Below are 14,442 nucleotides of genomic sequence, written 5' to 3' on the forward strand. Positions count from 1 at the left end.
GGACCGCTCGCAAGATCAGCCCGGCGCCCGCCCGCAGGGCGGCGTCGTCGGTCGTGGTCATCGATATGGATGATACGCTGATCTCGGCTTACCGCAGGCCGGATTAGGCGTAGCGGAGCGTTTGCTTGGCGTTGCAAGCCGAGCTTGGAGACTTGGCGCCAGACATCGCGGCACAGGCCCTGAACCAAGCCGGCGAAGCGTTCTGGCGTGACCCGAACAGTCACCGCCGGGGCCGCGCCGCCCGCCGCATCGCCGCCGCCGCCTTCAAAGGCGCTTGACCGGGAGGGATATCCCGCACCGCTGACGGAGGTCGCCGAGCGCCTCGCTCACGCCTTCAGCCAGCAGCGAGACCAAGACATACGGCTCGAGGTCGGGGCGGAGGCGCTGCTGGTTGAGTTGCGGAACGCGGGACATCGTTTCGCGCTTCTCACCAACGGCTCCGGTCCGTTGCAGCTCGCCAAGATCAAGCGGTTCGGTCCCGAATCCTATTTCGATCACATCTGGATCGAGGGCGAAGTCGGTATCGGAAAGACCTGCCCCGCCGCGTTCAGACGGGCGTTTTGCCCCCTGGCGGGTGAGCCCCGCAAAGTCTGCGTGATCGGCGGCAACCCCGAAAGGGACATCGTCCGTCCAAGGCTCTGGGCTGTTTTACTATCCTATACGATCCGGAGGCGGGCCAAGGGTAAGGGGCCGTTCCGGCGACGCCGATATCGTGGTCCGGACCTTGGCGGGCCTGGGCGAACGGCTGGTCCCGGCCCCCAGAGCCAGCGTGGATGAAGACCGCCACACGCGCGATCTCACCGCCGCTTGCAATCGACCGATGATCAGAGGTCAGGAGGCCGATGATCCGATTGGTCAAAAAGGAACGCCGCGCGGCAAGCCGCGCGGCGTTCCTTCACATCTGTTTGGGCCCTCAGGAGGCGAGAGGCCGCCGCCTCAGTGAACCATGAAACGAACGACGCCATTCATCTCGTGGCCGTCGGGGCCATTCGCTGCCCAGGCGGCGGTGTAGGAGCCGGGCGCCATGGTGGGAAGCGGCGCCCTGACCATGGTCGCAGGCGCAGCATCCGCCGACACGGCCACATCGACCGCCTGCCCCGAAGGCCCGCCGGTCAGGCGAAGCGACGTCAGGACCATGGCGTGCGGGAAGGTCGCCGAGAAAGCGGTCGGGGCGGCGGACAGCATGGCGTTGTCCGCCGGGGTCGTCACGACGCCGTTGGCCGGTGCCTGCATTGCAGCGTGCTCCTGCGCCGACATGCCCGCGTGCGGCTGGCTCTGGGCGTGGGCGAGGGAGACGGGAGCCAGCGCCGCCAAGATAGCGAAGCCGGCGAGAATTGAACGGTTCATGGGAAAAACTCCTGATACTTACGCGGAACTATTGGTTGGGCGGCATGGTCATGTCGTCCATCTTCGACATGTCATGGCCGGCCATCGGATCGGCGGGCGGCGGCGTCGGAACGGGCGCTGGCGCTGGCCGGGCCGGTCGGGGCGCCGGGGCACGCGGGGTCGCGGGCGCCGACTCGGCGGTCTGCGGCTGCGGGGTCGGCTCGGGCGTGACGACCGGCGCGGCGTCCATCGGGGTCGTCGCCGAGGCGTCCGGCGCAGTCTGGGCGTCGACAGGCTGAGGCTCGGCGGCTTGCTGGCAGGCGCCCAGGGTGACCGCCGCAGCGGCGGTGAGGATCAAGGTTCTCATGTAACGGCTCCTCAGAAAGGGGTGACGGTCGGGTCGCCTTTGGCGACGCCTAGGTCAAAAGGAATTCGGCCTTGTTGGGCCACCCGCGGGAGCGGGCGACGTCTTATACTTGATTACGCGGGCGCGCGCCGCAGCCCTCGCCGACCATGTCGATCGACTGGCGCTCGGTCCGGCGCGAGCATATGGCCGGACGCCGATGACGGTCCCGGGGACAGCGGACCGGTCACTCCAGAATGGTCCGGACGGCGCTCGTGTCCCCCAAGGCGTCGGAAAGTTTGCGGCGGGCGCGCGCCACGCGGGTCTCGACGGCCTTGATGGAGATCCCGAGCATTCCAGCCGTTTCCGCCTGACTGCGGCCCTCGATCGCCGTGAGCAGAAGCGGAGCCTTGAGGTGAGGGGGTAAACGGCTCATCGCCTCGTTCAGCCGGGCGAGCCGCTCGCCGGCCTCCATCCTCTCGTCCGCCGACTCGGCCACGTCCGGCACGGCCATGGCTTCCGGCGAAGACAGATCGACGCCGCCCCGGATGAGCCGCCGGACGGCGCGACGGCGGCTCCAGTCCCTGCATTTGTTGAGCGCGATGGTCCGGATCCAGGCCTCGAAGGGCCGCATCGGATCGTAGCGGTGGATGTTGATCCAAGCCGCCGCATAGGTCTCCTGTAACAGATCCCATGCCTCCTGCTCGTCGCCGACATAGCGCCGGACGAAGCGGAACAGCGCCGTCTTGGTCTGCCGCATCAACTCGCTGAAGGCCGCCCGGTCGCCGCCGGCGGCGCGGGCTGACAGGTCCGTTGGACTCTCCACCCGGACCGCTAGTTTTCGTCGGGCGCGAGAGCCGCGACGATGCGGTCGTCGAAGACCTCGGCCTGGGCCGGCGTCAGCACCGATCGCATCTCGAACACGTGGGCGATCGTCTCCTTCTGGAGGGCGCCCATCGCGACGTGAAAATGGTCCACTGCGGCTTGGACCTGGGGCCCGTCGCCATCGCTCTGTTCAATGGCGCGCGCCAATTCTCGGTTCGCCGCGCGGACGTCGGCTTCGAGCGCAGGCCGGCGGGCCGCGAACCGGGCTTCGACCGCCTCGATGCGGGTCAATTGGTCGGATGAGAGCGTGAGGCCATTGTGCACGATGTCGTGCAGCGACGGCGGTTCGCGCCGGCTCAGCACCCAGCTGGCGCTGATCCAGGTGCCCGCGCCGCCTGCGACTGCGGCCAGCACGGCCGTCAGGACGATCGCCCGCCAGCCGCGCATCATCGGCCGGTTTCCAGGCGCACCAGGAGCGACAGGCCCGCATCAACCGTGAAGATGGCCATTTCGCCGGGCGGTCGTGGCGCGGCGACAGCGCCGACGCCGCCTGCGGTAAGGCCGGTCGCCAGGGCCATGGCCACAGCCCCGAACCGAAGCTGCGCGACGAGGCGCTCCCCCCTTAAAACATCGACTCGGCGCCAGACGATGGGCTCCAGTCCGTCGAGCGACCTATCGACGGGCATCGCCGCCCACCGCACCAGAAGATCATCCAAATTACGCATCATCGAACATTCTCCTTGCGCCCCTAATCCCTATTACGCCGAAACGCGCCAAATCCCTCGAGCGAGGGGACGGGCTTTGCGGCGCGTAGATAGCAGAAGGGACAGGATTGGAGAGGGCCATGGCGCTGCGTAGATTTCTGTCGGGTCTCGCCCTGGTGCTGGCGCTGTCGGTCAGCGCGCCGGCAATCGCGCACGAGGACCATGACAAGCAGGCTGCGGCCCGCGTCCAGGCCGCTGCCCCGGCCGGCGCCGTGCCGGAGGGGGGGATGATGGCCATGCCGGACATGGCCCAAGACATGGACCACGGCGCCATGATGGCAGACGAGAGTCCCAGGCCCATGCCCCAGCGTTTGTATCGCTGGTTCGGCGCCATGCATCCGGCGGCGGTGCATTTCCCTATCGCACTGTTCCTCGTCGCCGCCCTTCTCGAGATCGCTGCTCTGACGTTGCGTCGGCCGGTCCTGACCCAGGGCACCCGCGTCATCATCGCTCTGGCGGCGATCTCCTCGATCGTCGCGGTGGCGCTGGGGTGGTTCGCCATGGGGCTTCCCGGCAAGGACGACGCGACCCACGCCTATCACCGGTGGCTCGGCACCTCGATCGCCCTTCTGGGCCTGCTCTGCTGGTGGGCGAAGGAACACTGGGTCCGCCGACCGGGGCGCGGGCGTGAGATGATCTACATCGGCCTATTGACGCTCACCGCCGCCGCCGTGATGGTCAACGGCCTGCTGGGCGGGATGCTGACTCACGGCATGAGACATCTGATGTTCTGACGGTCCCCAAGGACGCTCGCCGTCCAGCCACATTGTTTTCGATCCACTTCGGCCGGACCAGGACGCTTTCGCGGCCGCGGCTAACCAGGAGCTTGATCCATGTCGTTTCGTTCAGCACTCGCCGGATCGGCGCTCGCCGCCATCCTCGCTACCTCTGCCCAGGCCCAGGCGCCCCACTCTCACGCCCCCGGCTCGACACACACTCCAGGCTCGGCACACGCCCCCGGTCATGCGCAAACCGCTGACGAGGCGCAGGTCCGAACCGTCGTCACCGCCTACAAGGACGCCATTATTCGGATGGACGTGTCACAGACCACGGCTCTGTTCTGGGAGGACTCGGCGATTTTCGAGAACGGCGGCGTCGAGGGGACGTTCGCCTATTATCTCGAGCACCATCTCGGACCCGAGTTCACCGATCTGGCGGGTTTCGAGTTTCGTAACCACGAGATGACTGTGGAGATCGACGGCGATACCGCATTCGTGAGCGAGACCTACACCTATCACATCACCTTCAAGGACACGGCGCGCGAACCGATCGAGCGCCGCGGCGTCGCCACAAGCGTCCTGCGCAAGCGGGGCGACGAGTGGAGGTTCGACATCTATCACTCTTCGGCTCGGCCCTTGCGTCGGGCGACTTGACGCCCAACCGGGTTACCCCGCCTCTCAATCACCAGAGTAACGAGCCAATGATAATGTCGCTTTCGCGCCGCTCTCTTCTGATCATTGGAGTCAGCGCCTCGGCAGCCGCAGCCTGCTCGCAAACCTTGCATCCTTCATCTGACCTCGCCGTCTACAAATCGCCCACCTGCGGCTGCTGCGGCGCGTGGGTTGAGCACATGACAGCGGCGGGCTTTCAGGCGCAAATCACCGAGGTGAGCGACCCTGGCACAGTTCGCGGCGCCGAAGGCGTTCCCGCGTCTGTAGCCTCCTGTCATACGGCCGTGATCGGGGGATATGTCCTGGAGGGCCATGTACCAGCCGAGGACGTGCGCCGGCTGCTTGCGGAGCGTCCCGACGCCCTGGGTCTGGCGGTGCCGGCGATGCCGCTGGGGTCTCCCGGCATGGAGACGCCCGACGGCCAGCGGGAGCCTTATGAAACCCTGCTGATCCTCAAGGGCGGCGGCACGCGCGTCTTCGCGCGTCACGGCTAGGCGGAGGCGCGGGCATGAAGGTTCTCAGGCTCTCCACCCAACTGCATAAATGGATCGCGCTCGTCGTCGGTCTTCAAGTGCTGTTCTGGGTCGGCGGCGGTCTGGTGATGACGGCCATCCCGATCGAGACGGTGCGCGGCGAGCATCGCGCGGCTGAACTCAACCCGGTGCCGCTGGAGCTCGGCGCCCTTCCGGCCCTCGGCGAGATCGCCCGCCGCGCGGGCGTCGCGCCGGTCCAGGCGGAGTTGCGCACAACGCCGCGGGGCCCGGCGTGGACCCTGACACCGGCGGCGGGCGAGCCGGTCATCGTGTCGGCTGCGACAGGTCGGCCGTTCGGACCGATGTCGACCGCCCAGGCCACGGGCTTCGCCAGGCGCGCTTACAGGGGCGAGGCGGGGGTGTCGGAAGCCGTGTTCCTGAACACCGCGCCCCAGGAGACCGGACAAACCGGGCCGTTGTGGCGGGTGGACTTCGCCGACCGCGAAAAGACCAGTTTCTACCTGTCGCCGGCGACCGGCGAGGTGGTGACACGCCGGTCGGGCGTCTGGCGGATCTTCGACTTCTTCTGGCGTCTCCATGTCATGGACTGGAACGATGGCGAGGATTTCAATCACCCCTTGATCATCATCACCACGGCGTTGACGCTGAGCATCGTCGTGTCAGGGTTCATCCTGTTGTGGATAAGGATTTCGCGGGACCTGAAGACGGCGCGCGCGTCCAGGGGATCCAAACGCTGAGTCTGTGCCTGTCTCGACGGCCTGGACCAATCAGTCGGGTGATTTGCGGCGGCCATGGAAGGGCCAGTCGATCACGCCAGAGCACCAGAGCGCCCACCAGACGATGATCGGCTGAAGCGCTAGCCGAGGGCCATGATACCACCAACCTGGGAAGGCGCTGGCCTCAGCGGCCGAGTCCATGGCGTGCTTGATGTTGGCCGGGAAGACGCAGATCGCATACGCGGCCAAGGCCAGTCCGGCCGCGCGACGCAGGCGCGGGACGTACAGGGCGCTCGCGCCCAGTATCTCCAGCAGGCCCGTGACGCGGATCACCGTTTGCGGCCAGACCACCCAGTCGGGTGTGATCGCCAGGAACGGTTCTGGCGCTGTCAGCTGGAGGATGCCTGCCATCACAAACGCGGCGGCCAGAAGGGCCTTGGCGATGGTTTTTGCCAGGGAACCGATATGTCGCCTCACAATACCGGGTGCAAAAGGACACGCCAGGACCCCGGGTCCGATGGACCGGCGGCGCACGACGGCTTCGAGAAACGTTTCTGGGTCTTCGTGCGGTTTCGAGGCTTCTTTGCACCCATTTCAGAACCTGACGGCTACATCGTCATGTCCATTGCAGAGACAGGCGCTAAGGTGCCCATAACCGCAACGAGCACGAGAAGCGCTAGGGCCAGCAGAGTTTCCATGATCAGGCTGCGCTTCAGACGTCCCACCGCGACCCGAAGATCCTCGGGATCATCGAGGACGCGGGCGAGATCCGGGGTTAGGTGGAAGCGATTTGCTGCGGCCAGGACCAGCATGAGCACGAAGATGACAAGCTTGCCCGTCAGCAGCAGGCCGTAGGGCGTGGTGAGAAGACCAGAGAGTCGGTCAGGTCCGATCAGGAACCAGCTGTTGACCAGGCCGCTCAGCACCAGGACGGCGACCGACGCGGTCCCCACGCCTGCGAAGCCGTGAAGCGCCTGGTGAAGGATCCGGTCAGCGGCTGGGGCGGGACGGTGGCGGACCGTCAGGATCAGCAGGGCCGCGAGCGCGCCGAGCCAGACTGCGGCCCCCCAGCTGTGCAGTATGGCCGCCGTCAGGTGAACGAGACCTCCCGGCCCCTCCGTGGCCGCGCCGTGCCCCGTCCAAGCGAAACTGGCGCTCACGACGAGCCCGGCCAAGGCGACGACGATCCAGACCGGTCGGGAAGGCTTGGCCAGCACAAGGAGGACCAGAGCGGCCGCAGCGACCAAGGCGCGGGCCAGGAAGGCCGGCCCTAGGCTCGTGCCGGTGATCATGAAACCCAGGGAAGCGGGTTTGAGACCCTCGGCGATCGAGCCCGCCATCACCGAAGTCTGGGCCCCGAGCGCTGCGGCCGAGCTCAGGGCGACAACGGCCGAGGCGGCGATCAGCAGCGGCCTCGGCCAACCGAGTGCCACCCCGTCCGACGCGCGCAGTCCATAGATGAGGAACAGCGGCGTTCCCAGAAGGACGACAGCGCCCCCGTACTGAGCGAGCCGGAGCAGAATGACCAGGCTGTCGAGCACGAAGGCTCAGCGCACGGTGAAGACGATAACGCCGGTCATGCGGTGACCATCAGCCGACGCCGCGCGCCAGTTGAGATTGTAGGCGCCGGCGGCGAGCGGGCGGGCCGTCCGCCCTGAGATGGTCTTGCCGTCCTCGGAGACGGTGGTGGTCACGGCGAATTTGGCCCCCGCCGCGTTGACGACCTCAAGGCCCGAGAAGGCCGGGACCACGCGCTCGCTGAAGGTCACCGTGAGCGCCCGGGGAGAAGCGATGGTCGCGGTTGCCGCCGGCGTGGAGGAGACGACGCGGGCATGGGCCTCGGCCTGGGTGGCGACCAGCAGCAGAGCGCTGGCCGCGCCGACGAGGGAAAGGATCTTGCGAGGGGTCATTCTGGATACTCCGAAACCAAAGGGGTTCAACGATATATACGGGCGCCGGGGCTCAATCCCTCATCCGACCTTCGGCTGACGCAAACTCACCCCGGGTCGGCGCTGTCCGGAATGGGATGCGGTGCAAGGCAATCGGCACCCATTGGCCGCGCGAGGGCCTGACGCAGGCAAGATCGGTCGTTTGACTCCGCGTCGGCAGGGGTGGGATGGAAGGGCATGTGGAATATCGTTCGCACCGTTCTGTTCGCCTTGGCAGTGGCCGGCTTTATCGGGCAGTCGTCGGCGCACGCCACCCCGTTGCAGGTGTTCGCATCGACGGGTGGCATGGCGGAGATGGACTGCGCCCTAATGATGGTGATGGAGGACGAGTCTTCCGGCAAGGCGATGAGCCCCTGCGACGAGATGACGCCCGATTGCATCGCCAAGATGGGCTGCGCCGCCGTTGCGGCGCCCCTGCCGCCGGCGCCGACTGTCCAACGCCCGTCCGCGCGGCGGGGGATCAGGTTCGACGCCGTCGATGTCGTGCGAGAGGGCGCTGGCCCGCTTCCACACAAGAATCCGCCAAAACGGCTGTCGTAGAACGGCTTCCGCTGCTTGGGAGGCCGTGCGCGCCGTTACGCGGCGACCGCCGATCAATTTAGCTCGTGGCCGATATCCGCCCATACGGGGGGTACGACGGTTTCGAGGAATTTCATGACCATCCATGGTTCACTAGGAGAATGACGATGAAAATTTCCAACCTGCTGGCGGCCGCCGGCGCGATCCTGACGCTGAGCGCTGGCGCGGCTCTCGCCGCCGAAGCTTGCGAATGCTGCAAGGATATGGCGGCTGACGCCGAGATGAAATGCTGTGACGACATGAGACCGACCCAAGAACCTACGGCGCCGTCGGCTGAACCGTCCGATGAGGCCTCAGCCACGCCGGAACCAGCGCCCCAAGGCTAGGCGAAGCGTTCCTCTGGAGCGAGTGTTCAGGCTTCCGGCGGCGAGGGCGTCGCCGCCGGAAACCTTCCGGACCTACCGTTTCAGCGGTCGCGGTTCTGATCTCTCTGCCGCACAGACCCATGTCCGGTGCCCGACGAATCCGCTCCAGATGCGCCGTCGCCCGGGTCCAGGCCCGCTCGATCAACCGGCCCTGCGCCTGCGGATCGGTGACCAGCGTGCGAATGACGGCGGAAGCGATCTTCACCCGATCGTCCACGGTTCGCCCGACCTGGACGCGAGCGGGAGCCGTTTCCTGCTGGCGCTCCTGGACCTCGCCGCCAGCTTGGCGGTCTCGCTGTCTCGGGCGGTATCCGGTAACGTCCATGCCGAGCGACTTGGCCTGGACCCAGACCTCTCTTCAAGCCGTCCTGCGCAAGGTCGGTGAAAGCCGGGTCGCCTAGCACCTTCCAGAATTCGTCGATGTCGAGGACCAGCCGGCGACCGTCCACACGCTCTGCGATGCGGTGGAACAGATAGAGCATGGCCGGCGTGCGGACTTCGTCATGATCGAGCACCTGGGTGATGTCGAAGCCGGCGAAGCGGGTTTCTAGGCCGAGCGCGTCCTCCTCATTGTCGAGCACCCAGCCAAGTGGCCCGCCGCGTTGCCAGCGTTCCAGCCGGGCCCCCACCCCGCCGGCGTCGCCTTGGCCGAGCAGGCTGCGCAACGCGGCGATCGAGCGGCGGTCGCGCGGCAAGGCCTCTAGGGCGGCCACGCCCTGGTCGATGGCCCGCGCCTCAGGCACCGTCAGGGTTTCGTCCGGACGGGCGACGAGGGCGCGGACCAGACGGACCAGAAACGCTCGATTGACGGGAGAGGGCGGCAGCGCCTTGAAGGGGGCGAACCCGGTCGGCTCGCCATTCCGCAGCGCCAGATAGGTTCCGCCAGAGGCGCGCACGAAGATCTCGGCCCCGCGATCCTTGTCGATGAACAGTTGCTGGGCGCCGAAACGCTCCAGCTGAGCCAGCATGAAGTTCTGGACCACCGTCTTGCCCGAGCCCGAGGGCCCGCAGATGAAGGTGTGGCCCAGGTCGCCGACGTGAAAGTTGAAGTAGAAGGGCGAGCCGGCCGTGGTCCGCAGGGTCGCGACCGCCTCACCCCAATGGTTGCCGCGCGCCTTGCCCACGGGATGGGCGTGGAAAGGAGCCAAGGCGGCGAAATTGCGCGATGTGATGGCAGCCGGTCGGGTGCGCCGGGCGAAAGCGGCTCAATACGAAGATGTCCCGATACAGCGGCGGCATGGTAAGGATGATTTGCTTCAGCATCAGCTGTTCCGCCTGAGAAGCGGCCCCACTCTGCTCTTGACCAAAATCGCCCAATGCCTCGTGCTGTCGTTTCAGGCGCCGGCTCTCGTCACGAACCAGATTGAGCGCAATCCGCAGCAAGAAAGACTTGGGGTGTCGGATGTCCGCGCTCCGATAGGGCGCGGCCCGCAGATAAGTCTCTTGAACCACGTCGGCTGCCTGGTCGGCGCCCACGTGCGCCCTGAGCCGCCCATCGAGCCAGCCGGCATAGCGGCGATACAGGCCGTTTAGGCCCTCCGCTGCTTCCGGTTCCAGCTCTTTGGTATCGGTCAACGCACCTCTCCGACCCTCAGGGAAGGACGGGGAATCCGCAGACGAGATCAGACGGGTCGCCGCCGTGCGGACGCACGGGCTCTCTCCGTCGACAAGCGACAAGCGCGCGGGGCGCGCGTCGTTTGAGTTTGACTTCGCACAGGGGATTCCAAGCCCCTATCGGCGCGCACGCCGACACTAGAGCATGAATCAAACGGAATCCTGACGCAAGGCGGAGGGGTCGGGCGTTGGAATCCTCGCGAAACGAGGCCCGATACTTCGACGCGCAGCGCTGCCTCCACCATGGGCGAACCCCGGCTCCAGCTCCGCGCCTATCTCACGGCGCCCGACCGGAGGGCTGTAGTCGCCGACGGTTGCGGGTTCAACCATCCGGCAAGGTTGGCGGGACCGCAAGAAACCTGCGGGAAAGCCGCAAAACATTGACGTTGCTCTCGCTTCGATCCGCCGTGTACGGATGGACCGAGTCAACCAGTGGTGTAGCATGGAAGCTAATGCCCAAGACCCGGAACCCCAGCCGCCCCCGGCCTCGCTGAGCCCTCGCGAACAGGAATGTCTGCAGTGGGTGTGTCGCGGGAAAAGCTCCGCAGACATTGGGACCATCCTCTCATTGTCGCCGCGCACGGTGGACAGCTACCTTGAGAAAGTCTGCTCCAAGCTGAAGGTTCGAACGCGAATTGAGGCCGTCGCGTCGGCTGTTCGACAAGGTTTGATCGAAGCACGATGAGGGAAGGGGGCGGGCCAGGAACTTCTGTGATGAAGCCCGGCGTTTCGACCCTGGTCGCCGTCGACGCTAAGCGTCCCCTGACTCAAGACCAGCACCTACCCGTTCCGGAACCCGCCATTCACAAGTCTAAATGAGGGCGGATGACAAGGCTAGGCGCGGGGTGACGCCGGATGCGGGCCGGAATGAGGATCGGATGTCGAGGCTCGAAGGCCGCTGTCGGCCCATTGGCAAAGGTCGTCGAGATCGTAGACCACGCGTCCGCCGAGCTTTCGATACACGGGCCCCGTGCCGTAGGTTCTGTGCTTCTCGAGCGTTCGGCTCGAGAGGCCCAGATATTCCCCTGCTTGCGGGGTGCGTAGAAATCGCTGACCGACCCGTGCGCTCACGGCGAACCTCCGTCTCAGTTCAGACCACCATCCCCCGAACACCAGGCGCAAGCGACCCGAAGGGTTCGCACCGTGAAAAGACAGGTCACCTTCCTCCATCACGAAGAAGTCACTGGTTCTTAAAGGCCGTAAACGGCGCCCGAGAGCACCGTTCTAAACACCGTTCTAAACGGCCAAGCTAGAACGGGGCGACCCCTCCAGATGGGTGTAAGTTATTGTTTTTATTGAGAAACGATGGTGGGTGATGTAGGGCTCGAACCTACGACCCGCTGATTAAGAGTCAGCTGCTCTACCAACTGAGCTAATCACCCGAACCATCGTACGCCTCGCTGGACATGTCCGGCGAAGGGCGGACCACCTACTAGGTCGCGAATGCTTTCGCAAGGCTTTTGCGTCGGTCATGATGATGAACGGAAATGGAGGGCGCGATGGCGAGGCGGGATCTGAGCGGGGCGGTGGATTTCTCGGTGCTGGAGCGGACCACCGGCGGGGACGATGACGTCTCCGGGGAGGTGCTGGCCCTGTTCACCGAACAGGCGGCCCTGTGGGCCCCCATGCTGGCGCCGGGGACCGACGGCTGGCGCGACGCGGCCCATACCCTGCGCGGGGCGGCGGCGGGCATCGGGGCGGCCGACCTGGCCCGCGCCTGCGCAGAGGCGGAGGCCGGGGACGGCGCCGGGCTGGGCCGGGTGCGCAATGAACTGGACCGGGCCCTGGCCGATGTGGCGGCGTGGCGGCACGAGTTGATGCTGCGGTCTCTCAGGGCCTGACCGGCCGCGCAAATGACTCAAGCTTAAGATGACCGGGCGCGGGGCCGGGGATATGGCGAGCTTAGCAATGGAGATCGCCATGATGCGCCACGCCTGCCTCCTGATGGCCGCCGCCCTGCTGGCCGCCTGCGCCGCCACGCCCGGGCCCATGCCGGAGCAGGACCTGGCCGGGCCCGCCACGGTGCGGGTGCTGCGCGACGGGGATGTGTGGACCGCCGACTATGTGCTGGACCGCGACGCCCCGGCCTGGCTGTTCACGGACTCGGCGCTGACGCGGGTGGACAATCAGCCGTGGCGGCCTCGCGCCTTTACGGTGGAGACGCCCGGTGTGCGCATCGAGCGGCGCGGCTGGCACGATGTACTGGTGGGCGAGGACGGCGTCCCGGTCCCCCGCCGTGTGCGCATCCGGTTCGAGCCGTTCTCAGGCAATCTGCTGGCCGCCTATGATCCGGCCCTGACGTTCACCGACGGCTCGGTGGCGCTGTATTCCGACCAGTTCGACATGCGGCCGCTGGCGAATGCGGCGGACGCCGACGCCCTGCCCATGGACCTCAACGGCGTAGAACTTGATGGGGAGGTGGTTCGCGCCCTGTTCCGCGATCAGGCGGGACCGGTGTTGATGAACGGCGAGCGGCGCGCCGAGGCTGAACGGCCCGAGGCGCCGACCTATGTGCTGTTCGGCGATGTGCCGGTGGACGAGACGGCGCATCTGGCCGCCGTGTTCGACCCGGAACTGCCCGCCTGGATCGAGACGGAGCTGTCGGCTTTCACGCCCCGGGTCATGAGCCATTACGCGGATCGGCTCGGCGCGGGCCAGTCGGCCCGGCCGACCCTGATGGTCAGCTGGGCCGGGCCGACCCCGTCCCTGTTGAGCATGGGTGGCAGCGTCCTGCCCGGGCTGGTCATCATGACCTTCGAGGGTGTCGGCGTGCTTGAGCCGACACCCGAGGTGCGCGCGGGCGCACGGTGGTTCATCGCCCACGAGGGCGCACATTTCTGGCTGGGTCAGGTGGTGCGTTACGAACGCGTGCGCGACATGTGGATCACCGAGGGCGGCGCCGACATCCTGGCCGTGCGCGCCCTGGCCCGGATCGATCCGACCTATGACGCGCGCGCCCGACTGCAGACGGCGGTGGACGAATGCGCCGGCTTCGCCGCCCGGCCCATTCACACGGCGGCGGAGCGCAGCGAGCATCAGGCCTATTACGCCTGCGGGGCCGTGTTCCACATGCTGGCCGAGCCCGGCGCGGCGCGAACGGGCGGGGACGTCTTCACCGTGGTGCGAGGGATGATCGACGCCAACCGCGAGGACGGTATCCTGACCGCCGACGAGTGGCTGGCCGAGCTGACGCGGGTGAGCGGCGACGCCTCCCTTGCGGGCGACATCCGCCGGCTGCTGACGGACGGCGCGGCGGATCCCGCGGCCGAGATCGCCTCGCTGTTCCAGCGCGCGGGGGTGGCGCACGAGGTGCGCGACGGGCGGGTGGTGCTGCTCTAGCCAGACGACCGTTCGCGAAGATCAAAAGGTCTTGACCCTGATCCAATTGATCTCAGACACCATTGATATTTCGAGTGGAGTCTGATGGATGACCCACCATAAAAAAATGGGGGGGATTATGACGGATCAGGCACTCGTGGATGAGTATGCGGCGTTCCATGCCAAGGACGCGTCCTATGGGTCCACGGGACACAAGACACTCCCGTGGATCTTGCCGCATCTGAAGGCGCTGAAGGCGACGTCGCTGATCGACTACGGCTGCGGCAAGGGCATGCTGGGGCCTTTGGTGGGGCGGCGGCTGGGGATCGCGGAGATCGGCCGGTACGATCCTGCGGTGCCGGCGTTTTCGGCGCGCCCGAAGCGCCGTTTCGACGTGCTGATCAATGTCGATGTTCTTGAACATATTCCCGAAGAGGACCTGGACCCTGTCCTCACCGATATGGCGGCGGTCGCTGAACACGCCCTTCTGGTCATCGACACGGCCCCGGCGCGCACCCTGCTGTTGGATGGGCGCAACGCCCACGTCACCCTTCACGGCGCGGACTGGTGGGAGGCCAGGCTGAAGCCTCACTTCCCGACCATTCGCCCCATGAAGATCAAGCGTCGCGCGCGGGTCGCCTTCAAGACATTCGATGATGAGGTCTCGCCCGCCGAGGCGAGGATGATCCGGCTTCGTGAAAGCGCGATCGTGTGGGGCAAGAAGCTGAAGCGGCTCGTTCTGACCGGGAAGATCTAAG

Annotated in this window: 22 protein-coding genes and 1 tRNA gene; 11 read left to right on the forward strand and 12 right to left on the reverse strand. The window is 66.6% G+C overall.

Going from position 1 to position 14,442, the window contains the following annotated elements; genetic code table 11:
* The first annotated feature begins 207 nt into the window (after window positions 1-207).
* Window positions 208-777 (forward strand): HAD family hydrolase, encoded by a 570-nt coding sequence (locus tag IWC96_RS15600; protein WP_081703401.1) that lies wholly within the window; start codon window positions 208-210, stop codon window positions 775-777.
* A 159-nt stretch (window positions 778-936) separates the two neighbouring features.
* On the opposite strand, the gene IWC96_RS15605 is transcribed toward IWC96_RS15600, so the two are convergent.
* The 5 genes from IWC96_RS15605 to IWC96_RS15625 all read right to left on the reverse strand — a co-directional run bounded on the left by IWC96_RS15605 (window position 937) and on the right by IWC96_RS15625 (window position 3,222).
* Entirely contained in the window at window positions 937-1,347 is a 411-nt protein-coding gene (locus tag IWC96_RS15605; protein WP_021696592.1) for a copper resistance CopC family protein, read from the reverse strand.
* 28 nt (window positions 1,348-1,375) lie between these two features.
* Complete coding sequence (locus tag IWC96_RS15610) at window positions 1,376-1,693, reverse strand: hypothetical protein (RefSeq protein WP_021696591.1); 318 nt, start codon at window positions 1,691-1,693, stop codon at window positions 1,376-1,378.
* A 223-nt stretch (window positions 1,694-1,916) separates the two neighbouring features.
* Window positions 1,917-2,495, reverse strand: a complete 579-nt coding sequence (locus tag IWC96_RS15615) for an RNA polymerase sigma factor (RefSeq protein WP_021696590.1) — start codon at window positions 2,493-2,495, stop codon at window positions 1,917-1,919.
* Between the two features lie 8 nt (window positions 2,496-2,503).
* Complete coding sequence (locus IWC96_RS15620) at window positions 2,504-2,944, reverse strand: Spy/CpxP family protein refolding chaperone (protein ID WP_021696589.1); 441 nt, start codon at window positions 2,942-2,944, stop codon at window positions 2,504-2,506.
* A complete protein-coding gene (locus IWC96_RS15625) occupies window positions 2,941-3,222 on the reverse strand; it encodes a hypothetical protein (protein WP_045318784.1) in 282 nt (93 codons plus the stop codon). Before IWC96_RS15625 ends, IWC96_RS15620 begins: the two co-directional genes overlap by 4 nt.
* Window positions 3,223-3,338: 116 nt before the next feature.
* Between IWC96_RS15625 and IWC96_RS15630 the strand changes: the two genes are divergently transcribed.
* The 4 genes from IWC96_RS15630 (at window position 3,339) to IWC96_RS15645 (ending at window position 5,880) form a co-directional block, all read left to right on the forward strand.
* On the forward strand, window positions 3,339-3,992 hold the full coding sequence (locus IWC96_RS15630) for a DUF2231 domain-containing protein (protein ID WP_196839252.1): 654 nt from the start codon (window positions 3,339-3,341) through the stop codon (window positions 3,990-3,992).
* A gap of 99 nt (window positions 3,993-4,091) precedes the next feature.
* Window positions 4,092-4,631, forward strand: coding sequence for a nuclear transport factor 2 family protein (locus IWC96_RS15635; protein ID WP_045318783.1), 540 nt, complete (start codon window positions 4,092-4,094; stop codon window positions 4,629-4,631).
* Window positions 4,632-4,828: 197 nt separating this feature from the next.
* Window positions 4,829-5,143 carry a DUF411 domain-containing protein gene (locus IWC96_RS15640; protein ID WP_021696585.1) on the forward strand — a complete coding sequence of 105 codons (315 nt, stop codon included), beginning with the start codon at window positions 4,829-4,831 and terminating at the stop codon, window positions 5,141-5,143.
* Between the two features lie 14 nt (window positions 5,144-5,157).
* Window positions 5,158-5,880 carry a PepSY domain-containing protein gene (locus IWC96_RS15645; protein WP_196839255.1) on the forward strand — a complete coding sequence of 241 codons (723 nt, stop codon included), beginning with the start codon at window positions 5,158-5,160 and terminating at the stop codon, window positions 5,878-5,880.
* Window positions 5,881-5,910: 30 nt separating this feature from the next.
* Here IWC96_RS15645 and IWC96_RS15650 read toward each other — a convergent pair whose 3' ends face one another.
* The 3 genes from IWC96_RS15650 to copC all read right to left on the reverse strand — a co-directional run bounded on the left by IWC96_RS15650 (window position 5,911) and on the right by copC (window position 7,769).
* Window positions 5,911-6,336, reverse strand: a complete 426-nt coding sequence (locus tag IWC96_RS15650) for a DoxX family protein (protein WP_045318781.1) — start codon at window positions 6,334-6,336, stop codon at window positions 5,911-5,913.
* 131 nt (window positions 6,337-6,467) lie between these two features.
* Window positions 6,468-7,400, reverse strand: coding sequence for a copper homeostasis membrane protein CopD (gene copD / locus IWC96_RS15655; protein ID WP_021696582.1), 933 nt, complete (start codon window positions 7,398-7,400; stop codon window positions 6,468-6,470).
* A 6-nt stretch (window positions 7,401-7,406) separates the two neighbouring features.
* A complete protein-coding gene (gene copC, locus IWC96_RS15660) occupies window positions 7,407-7,769 on the reverse strand; it encodes a copper homeostasis periplasmic binding protein CopC (protein WP_196839257.1) in 363 nt (120 codons plus the stop codon).
* Between the two features lie 216 nt (window positions 7,770-7,985).
* On the opposite strand from copC, the gene IWC96_RS15665 reads away from it, so the two are divergent.
* Window positions 7,986-8,348: a hypothetical protein gene (locus IWC96_RS15665; protein WP_045318780.1), complete on the forward strand. Its 363-nt coding sequence runs from the start codon at window positions 7,986-7,988 to the stop codon at window positions 8,346-8,348.
* Window positions 8,349-8,413: 65 nt separating this feature from the next.
* Window positions 8,414-8,713, forward strand: a complete 300-nt coding sequence (locus IWC96_RS15670) for a hypothetical protein (protein WP_231379119.1) — start codon at window positions 8,414-8,416, stop codon at window positions 8,711-8,713.
* 80 nt (window positions 8,714-8,793) lie between these two features.
* Here IWC96_RS15670 and IWC96_RS15675 read toward each other — a convergent pair whose 3' ends face one another.
* Both IWC96_RS15675 and IWC96_RS15680 read right to left on the reverse strand, forming a co-directional pair.
* Window positions 8,794-9,876: an ATPase provides energy for both assembly of type IV secretion complex and secretion of T-DNA complex gene (locus IWC96_RS15675; RefSeq protein ID WP_021696578.1), complete on the reverse strand. Its 1,083-nt coding sequence runs from the start codon at window positions 9,874-9,876 to the stop codon at window positions 8,794-8,796.
* Window positions 9,845-10,327 (reverse strand): RNA polymerase sigma factor, encoded by a 483-nt coding sequence (locus tag IWC96_RS15680; RefSeq protein WP_081703400.1) that lies wholly within the window; start codon window positions 10,325-10,327, stop codon window positions 9,845-9,847. Before IWC96_RS15680 ends, IWC96_RS15675 begins: the two co-directional genes overlap by 32 nt.
* Before the next feature lie 481 nt (window positions 10,328-10,808).
* Here IWC96_RS15680 and IWC96_RS15685 point away from each other — a divergent pair, with 481 nt between their 5' ends.
* On the forward strand, window positions 10,809-11,051 hold the full coding sequence (locus IWC96_RS15685; RefSeq protein WP_081703411.1) for a helix-turn-helix transcriptional regulator: 243 nt from the start codon (window positions 10,809-10,811) through the stop codon (window positions 11,049-11,051).
* A gap of 149 nt (window positions 11,052-11,200) precedes the next feature.
* Here the strand turns inward: IWC96_RS15685 and IWC96_RS16060 are convergent, their stop codons facing one another.
* On the reverse strand, window positions 11,201-11,437 hold the full coding sequence (locus IWC96_RS16060) for an AlpA family transcriptional regulator (protein ID WP_081703410.1): 237 nt from the start codon (window positions 11,435-11,437) through the stop codon (window positions 11,201-11,203).
* 235 nt (window positions 11,438-11,672) lie between these two features.
* Window positions 11,673-11,748, reverse strand: a tRNA-Lys gene (locus IWC96_RS15690).
* Between the two features lie 117 nt (window positions 11,749-11,865).
* Here IWC96_RS15690 and IWC96_RS15695 point away from each other — a divergent pair.
* From IWC96_RS15695 to IWC96_RS15705, 3 genes are all read left to right on the forward strand, one after another.
* Window positions 11,866-12,207 carry an Hpt domain-containing protein gene (locus IWC96_RS15695; RefSeq protein ID WP_021696577.1) on the forward strand — a complete coding sequence of 114 codons (342 nt, stop codon included), beginning with the start codon at window positions 11,866-11,868 and terminating at the stop codon, window positions 12,205-12,207.
* 79 nt (window positions 12,208-12,286) lie between these two features.
* Window positions 12,287-13,705: a hypothetical protein gene (locus tag IWC96_RS15700; RefSeq protein WP_231379120.1), complete on the forward strand. Its 1,419-nt coding sequence runs from the start codon at window positions 12,287-12,289 to the stop codon at window positions 13,703-13,705.
* 88 nt (window positions 13,706-13,793) lie between these two features.
* The gene (locus IWC96_RS15705; protein ID WP_148291425.1) at window positions 13,794-14,441 is read left to right on the forward strand and encodes a methyltransferase domain-containing protein; all 648 of its coding nucleotides are present in this window, start codon (window positions 13,794-13,796) and stop codon (window positions 14,439-14,441) included.
* Window position 14,442 lies beyond the last annotated feature (1 nt).

The organism is Brevundimonas sp. BAL450, assembly GCF_015767455.1.
Classification (GTDB): Bacteria; Pseudomonadota; Alphaproteobacteria; order Caulobacterales; family Caulobacteraceae; genus Brevundimonas; species Brevundimonas abyssalis.

What these genes read in the sequence shown, in the direction of transcription:
- IWC96_RS15605 (WP_021696592.1), bottom strand. Translation starts at nt 1,347, where the DNA reads ATGAACCGTTCAATTCTCGCCGGCTTCGCTATCTTGGCGGCGCTGGCT.
- IWC96_RS15610 (WP_021696591.1), bottom strand. Translation starts at nt 1,693, where the DNA reads ATGAGAACCTTGATCCTCACCGCCGCTGCGGCGGTCACCCTGGGCGCC.
- IWC96_RS15620 (WP_021696589.1), bottom strand. Translation starts at nt 2,944, where the DNA reads ATGATGCGCGGCTGGCGGGCGATCGTCCTGACGGCCGTGCTGGCCGCA.
- IWC96_RS15625 (WP_045318784.1), bottom strand. Translation starts at nt 3,222, where the DNA reads ATGATGCGTAATTTGGATGATCTTCTGGTGCGGTGGGCGGCGATGCCC.
- IWC96_RS15630 (WP_196839252.1), top strand. Translation starts at nt 3,339, where the DNA reads ATGGCGCTGCGTAGATTTCTGTCGGGTCTCGCCCTGGTGCTGGCGCTG.
- IWC96_RS15635 (WP_045318783.1), top strand. Translation starts at nt 4,092, where the DNA reads ATGTCGTTTCGTTCAGCACTCGCCGGATCGGCGCTCGCCGCCATCCTC.
- IWC96_RS15640 (WP_021696585.1), top strand. Translation starts at nt 4,829, where the DNA reads ATGACAGCGGCGGGCTTTCAGGCGCAAATCACCGAGGTGAGCGACCCT.
- IWC96_RS15645 (WP_196839255.1), top strand. Translation starts at nt 5,158, where the DNA reads ATGAAGGTTCTCAGGCTCTCCACCCAACTGCATAAATGGATCGCGCTC.
- copC (WP_196839257.1), bottom strand. Translation starts at nt 7,769, where the DNA reads ATGACCCCTCGCAAGATCCTTTCCCTCGTCGGCGCGGCCAGCGCTCTG.
- IWC96_RS15665 (WP_045318780.1), top strand. Translation starts at nt 7,986, where the DNA reads ATGTGGAATATCGTTCGCACCGTTCTGTTCGCCTTGGCAGTGGCCGGC.
- IWC96_RS15685 (WP_081703411.1), top strand. Translation starts at nt 10,809, where the DNA reads ATGGAAGCTAATGCCCAAGACCCGGAACCCCAGCCGCCCCCGGCCTCG.
- IWC96_RS15695 (WP_021696577.1), top strand. Translation starts at nt 11,866, where the DNA reads ATGGCGAGGCGGGATCTGAGCGGGGCGGTGGATTTCTCGGTGCTGGAG.
- IWC96_RS15700 (WP_231379120.1), top strand. Translation starts at nt 12,287, where the DNA reads ATGATGCGCCACGCCTGCCTCCTGATGGCCGCCGCCCTGCTGGCCGCC.
- IWC96_RS15705 (WP_148291425.1), top strand. Translation starts at nt 13,794, where the DNA reads ATGACCCACCATAAAAAAATGGGGGGGATTATGACGGATCAGGCACTC.